Annotated in this window: 15 protein-coding genes; 1 reads left to right on the plus strand and 14 read right to left on the minus strand. The window is 57.0% G+C overall.

What is annotated here, in order from left to right; all coding sequences use genetic code 11:
• The 3 genes from VJR68_RS14415 to VJR68_RS14425 all read right to left on the minus strand — a co-directional run.
• A partial coding sequence (locus tag VJR68_RS14415; protein WP_324148736.1) for a nuclear transport factor 2 family protein occupies positions 1-516 on the minus strand: 516 nt, incomplete at its 3' end.
• 43 nt (positions 517-559) lie between these two features.
• A complete protein-coding gene (locus tag VJR68_RS14420) occupies positions 560-982 on the minus strand; it encodes a hypothetical protein (RefSeq protein ID WP_324148738.1) in 423 nt (140 codons plus the stop codon).
• Between the two features lie 76 nt (positions 983-1,058).
• Positions 1,059-1,673, minus strand: coding sequence for a TetR/AcrR family transcriptional regulator (locus VJR68_RS14425; protein ID WP_324148740.1), 615 nt, complete (start codon positions 1,671-1,673; stop codon positions 1,059-1,061).
• Between the two features lie 147 nt (positions 1,674-1,820).
• Between VJR68_RS14425 and VJR68_RS14430 the strand changes: the two genes are divergently transcribed.
• Entirely contained in the window at positions 1,821-2,357 is a 537-nt protein-coding gene (locus VJR68_RS14430; protein ID WP_324148742.1) for a hypothetical protein, read from the plus strand.
• A gap of 61 nt (positions 2,358-2,418) precedes the next feature.
• Here the strand turns inward: VJR68_RS14430 and VJR68_RS14435 are convergent, their stop codons facing one another.
• From VJR68_RS14435 to VJR68_RS14485, 11 genes are all read right to left on the minus strand, one after another.
• Positions 2,419-2,976, minus strand: coding sequence for a hypothetical protein (locus VJR68_RS14435; RefSeq protein WP_324148743.1), 558 nt, complete (start codon positions 2,974-2,976; stop codon positions 2,419-2,421).
• Positions 2,977-3,125: 149 nt separating this feature from the next.
• Positions 3,126-4,649, minus strand: coding sequence for a glycosyltransferase family 39 protein (locus VJR68_RS14440; RefSeq protein WP_324148745.1), 1,524 nt, complete (start codon positions 4,647-4,649; stop codon positions 3,126-3,128).
• 98 nt (positions 4,650-4,747) lie between these two features.
• Positions 4,748-5,524 carry a LytTR family DNA-binding domain-containing protein gene (locus tag VJR68_RS14445; protein WP_324148747.1) on the minus strand — a complete coding sequence of 259 codons (777 nt, stop codon included), beginning with the start codon at positions 5,522-5,524 and terminating at the stop codon, positions 4,748-4,750.
• Positions 5,521-6,636: a sensor histidine kinase gene (locus tag VJR68_RS14450; protein ID WP_324148749.1), complete on the minus strand. Its 1,116-nt coding sequence runs from the start codon at positions 6,634-6,636 to the stop codon at positions 5,521-5,523. Before VJR68_RS14450 ends, VJR68_RS14445 begins: the two co-directional genes overlap by 4 nt.
• A 90-nt stretch (positions 6,637-6,726) precedes the next feature.
• On the minus strand, positions 6,727-7,488 hold the full coding sequence (locus tag VJR68_RS14455) for a dienelactone hydrolase family protein (RefSeq protein WP_324148751.1): 762 nt from the start codon (positions 7,486-7,488) through the stop codon (positions 6,727-6,729).
• Positions 7,489-7,591: 103 nt separating this feature from the next.
• Positions 7,592-8,086, minus strand: coding sequence for a VOC family protein (locus tag VJR68_RS14460; RefSeq protein WP_324148753.1), 495 nt, complete (start codon positions 8,084-8,086; stop codon positions 7,592-7,594).
• A gap of 90 nt (positions 8,087-8,176) precedes the next feature.
• Positions 8,177-9,163: a phytanoyl-CoA dioxygenase family protein gene (locus VJR68_RS14465; RefSeq protein ID WP_324148754.1), complete on the minus strand. Its 987-nt coding sequence runs from the start codon at positions 9,161-9,163 to the stop codon at positions 8,177-8,179.
• A gap of 115 nt (positions 9,164-9,278) precedes the next feature.
• On the minus strand, positions 9,279-10,334 hold the full coding sequence (locus VJR68_RS14470) for an alpha/beta hydrolase (protein ID WP_324148755.1): 1,056 nt from the start codon (positions 10,332-10,334) through the stop codon (positions 9,279-9,281).
• A gap of 174 nt (positions 10,335-10,508) precedes the next feature.
• On the minus strand, positions 10,509-11,675 hold the full coding sequence (locus VJR68_RS14475; RefSeq protein ID WP_324148756.1) for a family 16 glycoside hydrolase: 1,167 nt from the start codon (positions 11,673-11,675) through the stop codon (positions 10,509-10,511).
• Between the two features lie 398 nt (positions 11,676-12,073).
• A complete protein-coding gene (locus tag VJR68_RS14480) occupies positions 12,074-13,069 on the minus strand; it encodes an aldo/keto reductase (protein WP_324148758.1) in 996 nt (331 codons plus the stop codon).
• 3 nt (positions 13,070-13,072) lie between these two features.
• Positions 13,073-13,624 (minus strand): flavodoxin, encoded by a 552-nt coding sequence (locus VJR68_RS14485; protein ID WP_324148760.1) that lies wholly within the window; start codon positions 13,622-13,624, stop codon positions 13,073-13,075.
• Between the last annotated feature and the right edge of the window lie 55 nt (positions 13,625-13,679).

Genomic DNA, 13,679 nt, shown 5'->3' on the forward strand with positions numbered 1-13,679 from the left:
AAGCAGCCACTTGCCGTCGATGCGCTGCCAGGTTTCCGTCATGAGCAGATGACTCTTGCTTTCGTCGACGCCGCCAGGGCGTTGTGGCACATCGTCCTGATGAAAGACCTGTGCAGTGTCGCCAATGATCTTTACCTCGTAATTGCGAATGATCAGCGGAAGGTGGCCGTCTTCTTCGAGTTCGCGCAAGAACGCGTCACGCCGGGAGACCTCCCCCTCTTCAACATACATGAAATCGGAGGTGGTCAACCGCGCCCACGTTTCCCGATCACCACGATGAATGGCGTTGAGGAGGAGTTTGTCATTGGCATAAAGCACGTTCCTGACATCGGCCGGCGCATCGCTGGCCTGAGCGAAAAGATGGCTGGCATGAGCGCAGCCCATCAGAAGGGTGATGGCGATAGCGAGGGAGCGCTTTGTTGCGGTGTTTGGGATTTTCATTGATGTATTTTTCAGAGCCATGAGTGAAAGGCCGATCGCGATTCGCACATCGGCCGTACAGGCACGCCGGGTCATCGCGGATCAGCGACGGCGTGTGGCGTGCGACGGCGTTGCGATGTCAGGCGGCCGGTGGCCTGAGCGGAGGAGTGGCGTCCGGTGATGGTGCATTAGCGACGGCGAGCATGCCTTCGTCTGCGTAAACGACGAAAGCCAATGCGGCGTCATAATCGGTCGACAAAAGCAGGCCCGTGCACGACGCCGGGCAGTGGCACGTGCAGCCCAGATGGTGCGCGCTGCGATGATGATCAGGGCAGCAACCCGTTTGCATGCTCGTGGCGCCGCAGACGGAAACCGAGTGATGGATCGTGGCGTTGGCGGCGTGCATCGCTGGCATGGCGCCCACCGTTGCTGTCATAGGCATGTTCGCCGCAAACACGGGCAACACCAGCATCCACCACGCGATGGCCGCGAGCACACGCAGCGGCAGCGAACGTCGGATGGATGGCAGGGTGAGGCGCATTGGCCGAGTATAGATGCGCACGTAGGCTGGGATGGAATCCCAGCATCGGCATCTGTAGAAAAGCTGGGATTTCATCCCAGCCTACGTGGCTTCCGGTTTATTTACCCCTGTTTTCTTTGGGGCTAGCTTTGCGCCGCTTCGAAGGTATGAGCCTGTTCAATCCGGTCGCTACGATTTCCCCAAAGATCTTGGGATCGCCATAGGCCCGCGCTGCCAGCATGGCGCCATACACCATGGCCATGAACGATTCGGCCTCCTGGCGCGCTGAGCCTTGCAATTCAAAGCGGCCCGACTGCGCTCCCCGCGTCAACACGATTTCCAGCCAAGTGGATAAATCGCGAAAGTGCGCTTGCACATCGCTGGCGAGATCGGCGGGCAGGGTGGGCAATTCACTGGCAAGCATCCCCGCGACACAAAAAGGCGCCGACGCATCTGCAATGCATTTTTCCCAGTAGCCGGTGTACATGCGCAACTGCTCTTCCGGATCGAAGGCGCCGCCATTAAGCGAGCGTGTCTGCTCCACGATCAGCGCACGGGATTGTTCAACCACCGCGCGCGCCAAGTCGGATTTGCCGGGAAAATGATGGTGGATGCTTGCCTTGCGAACTTGTACCTCTTCAGCGACGTCCGCGTAGCTGAAGCCGTTGTAGCCGCGGGTTTGAATGAGATGCCGAGCGGAGTCGATAAGTTTTTGCTGGGTGGTCGTAGTCATAGCGGGCATCCTATCACTAGGTAGGTAAATCCATGGACGGGAGATTGAGAATGCTCTCAGCTCCGGAGGATTAACCGCCAAAACTTATCCTTGACAGGGCTGTCTACCTACTAGTAGGTTACATGAACTTACTTGAGGATCGGCCCCATGAACGTGCTGCGGAACTTCTACTTTCTTCGAGCGATTGTCGCGTTTGCCTGGGTCACCCTGGCCTTCCTCTTCGCCGCCGGACCGCTTCCCCTGGTTGGCGCGCTTCTTGTGCTTTATCCAGCATGGGACGCAGTCGCGAACGTGATCGACGCGCAACGAAGTGGCGGCTTGCAAAACAATCCGGGACAAAAGTTCAACGCGCTTGTCAGCATTATCACAGCGGTATGCATGGGAGTGGCCTTTGCCTTGCACGGTAACGCCGGTGCTGTGCTGGTGTTCGGTGCTTGGGCGCTTCTTGCAGGCTTATTTCAACTGGCGGTGGGTATCGGACGCCGCAAGCTGGGTGGACAGGCTTTCATGATGATCAGTGGCGCGCAGTCGGCGCTGGCAGGCATTTTCTTTATTGTGCAATCCTTCGGGGCGGCTCCCGGTATTGCCAAGCTTGCGCCGTATGCCGCGTTCGGTGGCTTGTACTTTCTCATGTCTGCCCTCTGGCTGACGTTGAAGATGAAACGCACTGCATCTGCGCAATGAGCGTGGTTGCGATCACTCACCTCATTGGCGCCTCAGCTGAACTCAGGAATCATCTTCTTCGTTATTTTTTGCCGGTTGCATACGCTGAACTCAACCCACTGTCGAAGGGCATCGAATCACTGGTGACAAGGCAGTTGTAACCCTTGCTTGGGTTAAGAAGCAGCACCGCGGATGTCGACGTCTTCAAGTCGGGGCTAATCGAAAACAGCACGTATGCATCAGGCAGCGCCTTGGGCCGGAATGCGCCAAAGGCGTACTGGTTCGGAAGGCCAAGCGGCGATAGCGGTATCGTGTACCCGAGCCGCTGGGTGGTGTGTGGCGACGGTATCGACAATGACGCGTTCATGATCCGCGACTTTGGGTCAATCCAGTATTGGGCTGTGACCATAAGGCCAAGGTACCGGGAATCAGGCGCTGTTACCTGTTGGTTGCAAGCGACGATATCTTCAGGTTTTGAGTCGGGTTGACCGTTTTCTAACGTCACGACTATGTGGGACAAAAAGGCCGGCACCGTTCCTGCCGAGGGCGATGCGAAGGCAGCCTCCCCACAAAGCATGGCGATGGGCGATAAGAGGCCGAAAACCAACGCATAACCTGGGTAGTGGCGTTTAAAGCGCATATGGGCTCGCTCCTTGTCGAAGGGATGCAGCTAATGCCTTTATCCAATGATAGGCCGGTAACCAAGGCACTGAAAAGCGTGGATTTCATTCATGCCATTTGATGGCTGCAAATGCCGTCCTTCAGGCGTCGGCCGGTTTGCGCGACCACTTATCCAAATTCCGGGCCACGCTTCCAAAGCTCGCTCAACGGTCTACGCAGGTGGGTACACACGAAGATATCGGGGTGATACTGGCTTTCCTCATTTGCGACGCCCAGCGCGTTGGTGTTGTGACCGGCCAGGCGGCAGTCGCTGAAAAGACGATCGGCATCTTCCTTCGAATTTCCCACCAGGATCACGGCGCTTGGCTGCGTCTGCGGATAGCCGCGTAGCCATCCGGAATTGACGATGGTAATCGGCATGGGCAGGTGATGGCGCGGGCCGAGCAGGGCGATGGCGCCATACTCGCCGTAATTCCCGACGCCAATGGCAAGATTGGCTTGCTGTTCGGCAGGCAAGGCATCGCGAATGGCTGCCACGTTTGCCACGAGTTCGTTCCAGCCGATTTCTTCGCGGAGATCGCCATTGTGACGAAGCGCATAATCCCGCAACGGGCCGCTTGATGCGAAGGGCACGATACGAAGCGATGCATACACGCCAATGGCGAACACGCCCGTAAACATCAGTGCGGTAACACCAATACGCCATGCAGTACGCATGCCGCGCAACCATCGATCACCCATGACGGCTCCCATGGCGAGAAGCATGGGGTAAGCGCCACAGGTGTAATAGAAGCGCCCGCGCGCAAGCAGGAACAGCAGCAGTGGTACCGCATACATCCACGCAAGCATGCGATAACGGCGGTCCTTGAAGTAGCCGAACAAACCCGCCAGCCAAACAGGCGCGGCGAACAGGTTGGCGTTCATCAGAAACTGGCCGCGCAAAAATCCATCCGCACGACCTTCGCCGACATCACGCGCATGGATGCTTTGCAGAAAATGGTAGGAAACGAAATCGTGCCTGATGAGCCAAACGAGGTTGGGGGCAAATAGGAGCAGCGCGATGACGCCACCGGCCCAGAACCAGCCATTGGTGACATATCGCCGTGCATCGGTAAGCAGCACACCCGCCAGTACGCCGGCAAGCTCGAAGGCTATCGAATATTTGGTTTGCATGCCAAGACCGGCGAGTATGCCAACTGCTACCCACCAACGCGGCTCATCGTCGCGCAGCAAGCGAATCACGCACCAGGCGATAAGCACCCACCACAAAAGGTCGAATGAGGAGTACTGGAATTCCGTCGCCTCGAACATCGGCAGCGGTGACAGCGCGACCGCGAACGCCACAAAGGCTTGCGCCAGCCGCCCACCGCCCAGGTCGCGAGCCATCAGGCCGCTGGCGAGAATCACCAGGACCTGCGCGATCACCGAAAACAGCCGCAATCCCACGAGTGACAGGCTGAACATCTTGAGACCGAGGTGTTCAAGTGCGGCGGTCAGTGGCGGGTAGGGCACAAAGCCCCAATCCAGTTGCTGTGCATCGCTCAGGAACTGCCATTCGTCCCGATGAAAACCGTACTGTCCGTTGGTCAGCATGTGGGCTATGCCAAAGAGCACGGCAATGGCGAGTATCGGCATGCTGTCCTGCAGGTACGCGGGAATAGCCCTCTGAACTCGAATGCTGGTCACGGCCATGGATGCATCCATTAAATAGGTCGGTTGTTTGCCCTGAACCTAGGTCCGGGCGCGATGCCGATATGTCGTAGGGTTTGAGCGTATATCTGATCCCTCCCCTATGTGTAGCGGGGAGGGTTGGGGTGCGGTATTCCCCGCGTTCTCATACACGCGAATAATGCTTCACGATATCGCCGGCTAAGTCGAAGAATGCGGCCGTTATGCAAATGAATTTCGCAGTCGCCCTTGAAGAGCGGAGCTAGCGATCCGATGCAACTAAGATTCACCGCCGTCGATTTATGGATCCGCACGAAGCGCTGCTCACCCAACTGCGATAAGAGATCCTGCAATGTCCTGCGCAACAGATAACTGCGCGAAGACGTATGCACGTGAACGTAGTTGTCGTCGGCCTCCAGCCATTCAATGGACGCCACGTCGATCAGTTGCAGCCGTTCGCGATCCGGCACAAGCAGGCGCTCGCAAACAGACGCCCGTGCTCGCCCCATCGCTACCGCCGTCGCGCCAGACTCATGGGCATGCAGCCTTTTCCGCACCCGCTCCACAGTGCGCGTGAAACGATCCAGGTCATAAGGCTTGAGCAAATAGTCGACCGCATTGAGGTCAAACGCCTTCACCGCATGTTCGTCAAAGGCCGTCACAAACACGATCAGTGGTGCGTTGGACGGCTCAAGCTGCGCGGCCACCTGCAGCCCCGACAAGGTCGGCATTTGCACATCAAGAAACGCCACATCCGGACGGCATTGTTCGATGCATTGTGCCGCGGACAGCCCATCCTCGGCCGATCCGACCACTGCCATATCCGATTGTTTGGCTATCCAGCGCTCCAGTTTCTGGCGAGCCGGCGCCTCGTCGTCGGCGATCACCGTGCGCATCATGCGAGATGACTCGTCGGCGGTATCAAAACGCGAGCGGCAACACCGTCGCCCTCGTTGCGAACCAACAGGGACGCCGCACTGCCGTAGATGATGCTCAGCCGTTCCTGGCAGTTACGAAATCCCACCCCGTTACGATGCTCCGGGGCCAGCAGGGAACCCGAGTTACTGACGACGATTTCCAGGGCGCCGTTTTCGCGCCGTACACCAATAGTGATGTGCACGGGTGTCACCGTAGGCTCGACAGCGTGTTTGAACACGTTTTCAAGCAGTGGTTGCAGCAGCAATGCCGGAACAGGTATGTCCAGAAGTGTCTTATCGACCTGCCAGGTCAGCGTCACGCGACTCCGGAACCGCTCGCGCATGATGTCCGCGTATAGCTCAAGGGTGCGAAGTTCTTCAGCGAGCGGCGTCATCTCACTATCCATCGATCGAAGACTGACGCGCAGCAAATCGCCGAGCGCCGCCACCAATCGGTCAGCGCGTGCCACGTCCGTATGCATCAAGGCCGAGATGGTATTGAGTGCGTTGAACAAGAAATGCGGACGCAGCTGGCCCTGCAGCTGTGCAAGCTGCGCCTCGGTCAATGCTTTCTGTGTTTGCAGCAAACGATGCCGTTGGAGCTGCCACTGCCCATAGGAATCGATGCCAAACAGAACGCCGAGCCAAAGCCCCGTAAAAATAGCCAGTTTGGAACTCTCGTATAAAAGAACGAAGCTCCAACTCGAGTGCGCATAGGTGCGGCCCATCAGCGCGTATGCACCCTCACGTATTGAATACACGGCGGCAATGAACGTGACGGCCACCAATGGCAACCATCGCAGGTAGCAACCAAACCAGATCAAGGGCTTGTCCAGATACGGCCCATAGCGCCCGCGAACCCGGGCTGCAAGCAACATCCACACGGTTAACACCAGCGTAGAACTTCCTTCCCATAGAACCGGTTCCCACCAATGAGTGAGCGGATCGCGGAGCGAATCCTCCAAGGCAACGCAGATCATGAGCAGCCAGAATGCCGCCCACAGTGCCCATAGCGTGGGCAAGGTTTTGGAAGGAGACGTCGCGCCGTGGTCGGTGTGGATGCCCGCTGACGATGGGTTGGCTAACAGGTTCATGGCGAACGAGTGTAGCCGTACCTGTGGCGACGGGCATTGTCTATGTGGCAAGCGGGGCGTGGGAGGGGTGAAGCGGACGTTTGCAGTGCATCATGGCTTGCGAGGTAAAAGCTGCGAAACAAGAAATTGCGCCGTGCTTAGGTGAGCGGCATGCGCTTGCGACGTGTCGGTTCTCACAAAAAAAGCGTGCGACTCACCTTTATATACATCCAGCTTTGCGGCCTGGCCGAGCCGATGGGCCAGTTGCTGCAAATCGATGCCTATCGACAACGGGAACGCATGATCGTCACTTCCCCAAATCAGCAGGAGCGGAGGCAACGCGTGCACGGGCTGCGAATACCCGTCAGGAAAGCCGCCGTCGACGATCACCAGTGCACCGATGTCTTTTCTATTGGCCGAAGTGGCTGCGGCCATCTCTGCGCCTAGCGATATCCCAACGACGCCAACATTGCCCACCTGATGAGGCCGATTTTTGAAGTAAAGAATGGCGTCGCTTATGTCCGAAATCCATGCGGACTGACGTGTCGCGTAATAGGTTTCACGGGCATGGGAACTGCCGGCTTTTTCGATGGCATCCAGGTCCTTTGGATTGAGATAGTGCACAAGGTACGCATTCAGACCCTCGTCGCGGAAGGTCTGCCCAATGTCATCGTAAGCAGGGGCTCCAAATCCTTTGCTGCCACTCAGGATAAGCACCGCAGGGCGTGTAACATCTGAGCAAGTTGAAAAGCATTCAATAAGCAACTTACCCGTGGAGGAATTCAGGGGAAAGGATTGACGGGTCGCTGCATGGAGGTTTGAATGGGCTGCGAGCAATAGAAGAGCAAAGGCCGCGGCGAATCGTGTTTGCATCGATGATCCTTTTGTCTTTCAGGAGTGGGGGCGCTTTGGGGCGGCGCAATGCGCGAGGTCCAGTATGCGCCGAGCCTATCGCCATGGCAGGTATTGCGAATACTTAATGCTTTGGCTCCCACAATTCGATCTTGTTTCCTTCGGGATCCAAAATCCAGGCGAAGCGGCCGTTCGGATCCTTGTCATCACGCTTAAGAACGGCGACACCCTTGGCATGCAATCGCGCCAATAGAGCATCCATATCGTCGACGGCGTAGTTGATCATGAAGTCAGCCGGCGATGGCGCGAAGTAGGTCGTCGAGGCGGGAAACGCATTCCAGGCCAGGACGGGAGGATGCTGTGGCGCGTCGTAGTGGAGGGCTGCGCCGCCCCAGGCCTCCACGGGCAGCCCAAGAACATCTCGATACCATGCCGCAAGCGCCTTTGGATTCTTCGCCTTGAAAAAGACTCCGCCTACGCCGGTGATGTGTCCGGCAGCGGGGGAAGGTGCAGCGTTTCCGAGGTTGGTTATTAACAGAAGTCCAAGGCACAGGATGGGAATCGACTTTGCTTTCATTGTTCGCTCCTGGTTTTTGCTGTCCAGCTGGTTAATTTTCAAGGCGTCCGTTTCGGAAGGCGGTCACTGCAGACAATGCCTTTGTGACCTGCTGAAATACTCCTCAGTTACACATGATCTCAATTCAACGAATCAAGACTTCCATTCTTCGGTGTAGGCAAAACGCGTAGGCCGCAGCGACATATACTGCACGACGCGTGGTCGTTGTGCGCGGTTCGGGCTGCTGCCGTGCGGTAGCAGGTGATGCCAAATGATCATGTCGCCGCGCTTTGCGGCGATCGGCTTCATCGTCAACGTGCGCCCCGCATGGCTATGCACATTCGCGCCATCGGGGACGCTTTTTAGCCATTGTTTCAGTGTGCGGTGAAAGCCGGGTACGCAGCTGAATGCCCCCTGGTCCTCAGCAACATCGGTGAGATACAAGATGCCCTGTAAATCAAAACAGTGCGGTTCAGCGAGCGTGGCGTCCCAATGCAAATGCGGCCCGGGAAACCGCCAGTTGTCGCACTCCGGCGGATTGAATCCGCCTTGGTCGATGGTTACCCAGAGATCTTCGCGTCCCCACAGTTGGGCATGGGCTTTATGAATGCGTGGTGCGCGACGATTAGCCGCCAGCGCCGGATGCCGCAGTAGTGGCACCCAAATGGAATGAGCCAGTGAGTCGCGGTACCAAGTATTTGGATTGTCGCGGCTCATGCCTAAAAAATCATAGATGGCTATCTCTGCGGTTTCCGCCGCTTCTGCGCTGATCGCGTTGCGTAGAATGACGTAGCCATGTTCGTGCCAGTGCGCGAGCTCATCCGCACTCAAGCCTTCAACGTGGTCGAGATTGCCAACTTCGGCGCCGACGGTTTCACCAGCGAGCGCACGTCGCAAGCGAACCAGCGATGCTTCCGTCAGTTCGCCGCCACTGCGCTCCCATATCCAGGCTTCGAATTGTGTATAACTCGGCTGTTGGTGATGCAAGTAAGGCAGGGTTTCCAGCACATTAAGCCGCAAGCCAGCCAGCAGGGTCTTGGCGACGTCCTGCGGTAGCGGCGCAGCCGATCCCGGCGTGCATTCGCACGCCCAGTAGGTATGCAGCTCTTTGATGCCAAGACTCGCCCCCGTCTCCATCATTCGTGCTCCTCCCGGCTAACAAATAACAGCAACGTCTGCTTTGAATTGATAATAAAGATTTTTCGAAATCAGTTGCCGTGACCGTCGGCTGGGCGGCCGGCCTGGCGCCACGCAGCTATTTGCTCGAAGCCACTGCGGATTGCGAGGCCTGGTTATTGGCGATCGAAAGGACTTGATCAATGGCATCAATGACGATTTCAGGCCGATCGTACTGGATGTAATGACCCGCATGCGGCACGATTTCATTGACGCCGTGGGTCGACATGGCCGCGAGGTCGTTGTGCATGTCTTCCCATACCAGCGTATGCCGGTCTTGCAGCGCCTGCGTCCAATCTTTGGGCCATGGATGCGGCGCGTGCGTCAGCACAATGATAGGCATGTCCCCGAAATCCTTGCGGGTGGTGCGTGTCTCGTCCGCGCTGGCATCGAAGACGCTCTTTTTCTCGGAGGCGCTGGCTGATTGCCATTTGAGCGTTGCTGCATATTTCAAAACAGCATCTTTGATGGCCTGGCTATAACGAGGTTCGGTAGCCTCGTCCGCGACACATTTCTTGTAGACCGGGGAGGATTGAGCGATAGCACCATTTTTGGCGGCGTCCAGGCAGCTTGTATCTTTTAGGGTGGCTTCCCATTGCTCCTTTTTGAAGGGCCCAATGGCATCCTCGCGCTTGGATTGGTCTTCGTGCGTGCCGTCGACGATAACCATGCCGACCACTTCATCACGATAGCGATCGGCGTAAACGCGCACCGCCAAGCCAGCGGCAGAGTGTCCCACCAGGATATAGGGTGGGGCGATATGGGCGGCATGCAATAGGGCATGCAGATCCTCGGCGTCGTTCTTGGCATCGTTTGGGCGTTTGGCGGCATCGCTAAAACCGAGGCCGGCGCGATCGTAGGAACACGTACGCGTCTTCCTGGCGATGGTCGGTTGAACCAGCGCCCATGCGACGGTCGAGTCGCCCAGGCCAGAATCGAATACAACGGTGGGCGAGCCTTCGCCGCGGCAATACAGGTTGAGACGACGGCCGCCACCAATGTCCACAAGTTGCTGAGGTTTGGTGTAGGCGGGATCGTCAACGACTAGCGGCTTTGCCGGGATGTTTTGTGCTGCGGCCGGCACCGCAAATGACAAACCCACCATGGCCAGCACTGCGCATGCCGTTGCTTTCATTCTGGATTTCCCCTGATTTATTAAGGCAATTTCTTACCGGGCATTTGTAACATAAGAGGAATCAAGCGCGATGACTTGTCTTCGTGCCATAACGCGATTTTTTTAAGAGCAAGGCGCAAGGGACGCGATATACATCCTCCCATCCCTCACGCCTATTTCCATCGAATACAGTGGTTATTTCTGCGTGATGCCAGCAGCTTGATCCATTCGCATCATAAAGCCCCAGCCATAGCTCCCGCGCATGTCGGGCGTATTGTCGTCCAGGGCTACCATGATCTCGTTCGCACCTTTGTGCAGGGGAAGATCGAAGCTGCCGTTTTCCAATGAGAGGCGACCGTCCGGGCGTTTGCGTCCTCCTTTTACGTTGTATAGGTTCTTGCCTGAGAAGACGGGTATGCCGTTTGCATAGACCCAGATCTCGCGCAACCAACCCACCGACATATGTGGTACCTGATCGCGGTCCGACTGCATCGTGGTGCGCAGCCAGATGAACTGGCGAGGCTGACCTTTCGGAATGGGCGCGTGGTTTCTGGCGAGATTTATGAGACCACCGAAATCGGCAGTCACAGGGGACCAACTTGACGCGGACCTTGGCACATTCGTCAGATGGGGTTCTTCTGTCGTGCCGAGTTCAACAGGGTTGGTCTCCTGCCAATGAACGAGATAACGGTGATCGTTGGCAGCTGGATCCGAAAAAGGTTTGTCATCGACACCATCGGTGACGCCAGGTTCGAGCACGACGTTGGCATAGTAAGCCGTGCCCTCGAAGGCAATCGTGCCCATGGGCGAACCACCTTCCAGATGTGCAACGCACAGCGATGGCTCGGTTCGTCCATTCACATACACACTCATGCGTTTGCCGGACACGACAAGCTTGATGTGATTCCACTCGTTTTCGCGAAACGGTGCTGGCGCCTGATATTGAGGATAGACGTCCCAAAGGATGCGGCCATTGACGATCGGTGCATATTGCAGGCAATCCTGGGAGGCCGGGCAATCAGGACTGACGCGGATATAAAGCATGTCTGCGTTGCCGTCGTCTCTCTGGTGGAAACGAATGCCGGGGAATTCTTCGCCCACCGGCTTGATGTCAAATTCGATGGTGCCGTCTTTGAATTGAATATCTTTGGATACGACAAAACCTCGCTCGCTTTCCGACGTCACCTGGAGAATGCCGTTTGGAAACGCCTCACGCGTGATGAACGTTGCGTTGCCGCTGGCTTGCCACGTACTGGCAACCAGCGGAACGTTGACTGGTGCATGGGTATGGGGTGAGGCACACGCCAAAGCGCTGCTCAGCAGGCTGAGCGCTACGAGCGAACGAACACATGGCTTTTGCATGACGATCTACCGAGGGACACGTGCGTGCACCCTAACGGCGGATTTCCACGGCGTCTGGCGAGATGATGTGAAGCGGACGGCAGACGTCTTGAGATGGTGGGCATGACAGCAAAGTCTGTGCACTTTTGGAAACCAAAGTCTGTGCAGCCAACAGCTGTTATGTACGTACTTTGCTTATCGTTGGATAGCAAAGTATGTACATGGGCAAGCAAAACAATAGGTTAGGAATTTCAGATTTGGGTCGATGGTGGCCCTTTGACAACCAAAGTATGTGCTGAAAGCAGCTAGCTTGTCGTCCGCTTTCGACCGAAGTGGACCTAAGTTGAAAGTCAGGTTCATTTGAGCTTGATGATGACCTTGCCCTTCGCTCGGCCTGCTTCGACATACGCCAGGGCCCGTCAGCGTCCGGTCATTTTCAACGCAGCCTCGGGCAACCGCTCGCCTTCCACCTTGACCTTCGAAACTTCTTTGTCGATCTGCGTAAGATCTTCGGCACTCAGCTCAAGACTGGCGGCACCCAGGTTTTCATCCAGGCGGTGCAGCTTGGTAGTGCCGGGGATTGGCACGATCCACGGCTTTTGCGCCAGCAACCAAGCCAATGCGATTTGAGCTGGCGTAGCGCCTTTTCGTTCGGCTACCGACTTGACCACATCCACGAGCGCCATATTTGCTCGGCGTGCCTCAGGAGAGAAGCGAGGTACGACATTGCGAAAATCGGTCGGGTCAAACTTGGTGCTCTCATCGATCTTGCCGGTTAGAAATCCTGCGCCGAGCGGACTAAACGGTACGAAGCCGATACCGAGTTCTTGAAGGAGTGGTAATAGCTCCACTTCTGGCCCGCGCCAGAATAGCGAGTATTCGCTCTGTACGGCGGTCACCGGTTGCACAGCATGCGCGCGGCGAATCGTCTGTATGCCTGCCTCTGATAGCCCGAAGTGCTTCACCTTGCCCTCGGCGATCAGATCCTTGACAACACCGGCCACATCTTCGATTGGAACCTGCGGATCGACTCGATGCTGGAACAGCAGATCGATGTGATCGGTGCGCAGCCGTTTTAGACTCCCTTCGACCGCAACCCTGATGTGCTCGGGGCGGCTGTTGGTGCCACTGCCACGCTCGCCTGTCAGTGGATTGATATCGAAGCCGAACTTGGTTGCGATAACCACCTTCTCGCGGATGGGAGCGAGCGCCTCACCAACGAGATCTTCGTTCGCGAAGGGGCCGTATGCTTCGGCCGTGTCGAATAGCGTAACGCCGAGGTCGTGAGCGGCACGGATGAGCTTGATCATCTCTTGCCTGTCAGCAGGCGGTCCGTAGCCCGAACTCATGCTCATGCAGCCAAGGCCGAGGGTCGAGACTTCTAGATTGCTATTACCAAGTTTGCGATGCTTCATGGATTACTCCGTTCGTTGTTTAAGCCAGCCAGTCACTCGCTCCATCGTTTGCCTTTCCTGATCCGCTTGCATCGAAAAACCTGCGCGAAGGTGTGCTCTCGGTGCATGGCTGGCGAGAATGGACGGGCTGTTTCCCAATCCGTAACCGCCATGGGTGACGAAGGGGACCAAGTTTTTTCCAGACAGATCGTGCCCAGAGAGGAAAGCGCGGACGATCGGTGGTGTGGTCTCTCCCCAGATAGGGAACCCCAGATACACCGTGTCGTAGGCCGCGATGTTCGGGATCTTGGCCTCCAATGCAGGTTCATAACCCGTGTCGCGCTCTTGCCGTGCCTGTTCGACCGTTTCCAGGTAGTCCTGTGGATAGGGGCGAGCGGGCCGGATCTCGAAGAGATCGGTGCCGAGTGCGCGATGAATTAGTCCGGCGACGACGCGTGTGTTTCCGGAGCGCGAGAAGTAAGCGACGAGCGTGCGCGAACCTGTTCGCTGCATGTCACTGACGTTGCTAGCCTGCGCTGCGAGATCGATGAGTGGAAGGCTTGCGAGTGCTGTCATCACCGCTCGCCGCGCAGGATCACGTGGAGATGTCATGTGTAGCTCTCACGGATTA

The organism is Dyella sp. (genome assembly GCF_035277725.1).
Lineage (GTDB): Bacteria > Pseudomonadota > Gammaproteobacteria > Xanthomonadales > Rhodanobacteraceae > Dyella_B.

Coding starts and splice junctions, on each gene's coding strand:
- VJR68_RS14425 (WP_324148740.1), bottom strand. CDS start 1,673: ATGACTACGACCACCCAGCAAAAACTTATCGACTCCGCTCGGCATCTC.
- VJR68_RS14430 (WP_324148742.1), top strand. CDS start 1,821: ATGAACGTGCTGCGGAACTTCTACTTTCTTCGAGCGATTGTCGCGTTT.
- VJR68_RS14435 (WP_324148743.1), bottom strand. CDS start 2,976: ATGCGCTTTAAACGCCACTACCCAGGTTATGCGTTGGTTTTCGGCCTC.
- VJR68_RS14440 (WP_324148745.1), bottom strand. CDS start 4,649: ATGGCCGTGACCAGCATTCGAGTTCAGAGGGCTATTCCCGCGTACCTG.
- VJR68_RS14445 (WP_324148747.1), bottom strand. CDS start 5,524: ATGATGCGCACGGTGATCGCCGACGACGAGGCGCCGGCTCGCCAGAAA.
- VJR68_RS14450 (WP_324148749.1), bottom strand. CDS start 6,636: ATGAACCTGTTAGCCAACCCATCGTCAGCGGGCATCCACACCGACCAC.
- VJR68_RS14455 (WP_324148751.1), bottom strand. CDS start 7,488: ATGCAAACACGATTCGCCGCGGCCTTTGCTCTTCTATTGCTCGCAGCC.
- VJR68_RS14465 (WP_324148754.1), bottom strand. CDS start 9,163: ATGATGGAGACGGGGGCGAGTCTTGGCATCAAAGAGCTGCATACCTAC.
- VJR68_RS14470 (WP_324148755.1), bottom strand. CDS start 10,334: ATGAAAGCAACGGCATGCGCAGTGCTGGCCATGGTGGGTTTGTCATTT.
- VJR68_RS14475 (WP_324148756.1), bottom strand. CDS start 11,675: ATGCAAAAGCCATGTGTTCGTTCGCTCGTAGCGCTCAGCCTGCTGAGC.
- VJR68_RS14480 (WP_324148758.1), bottom strand. CDS start 13,069: ATGAAGCATCGCAAACTTGGTAATAGCAATCTAGAAGTCTCGACCCTC.
- VJR68_RS14485 (WP_324148760.1), bottom strand. CDS start 13,624: ATGACAGCACTCGCAAGCCTTCCACTCATCGATCTCGCAGCGCAGGCT.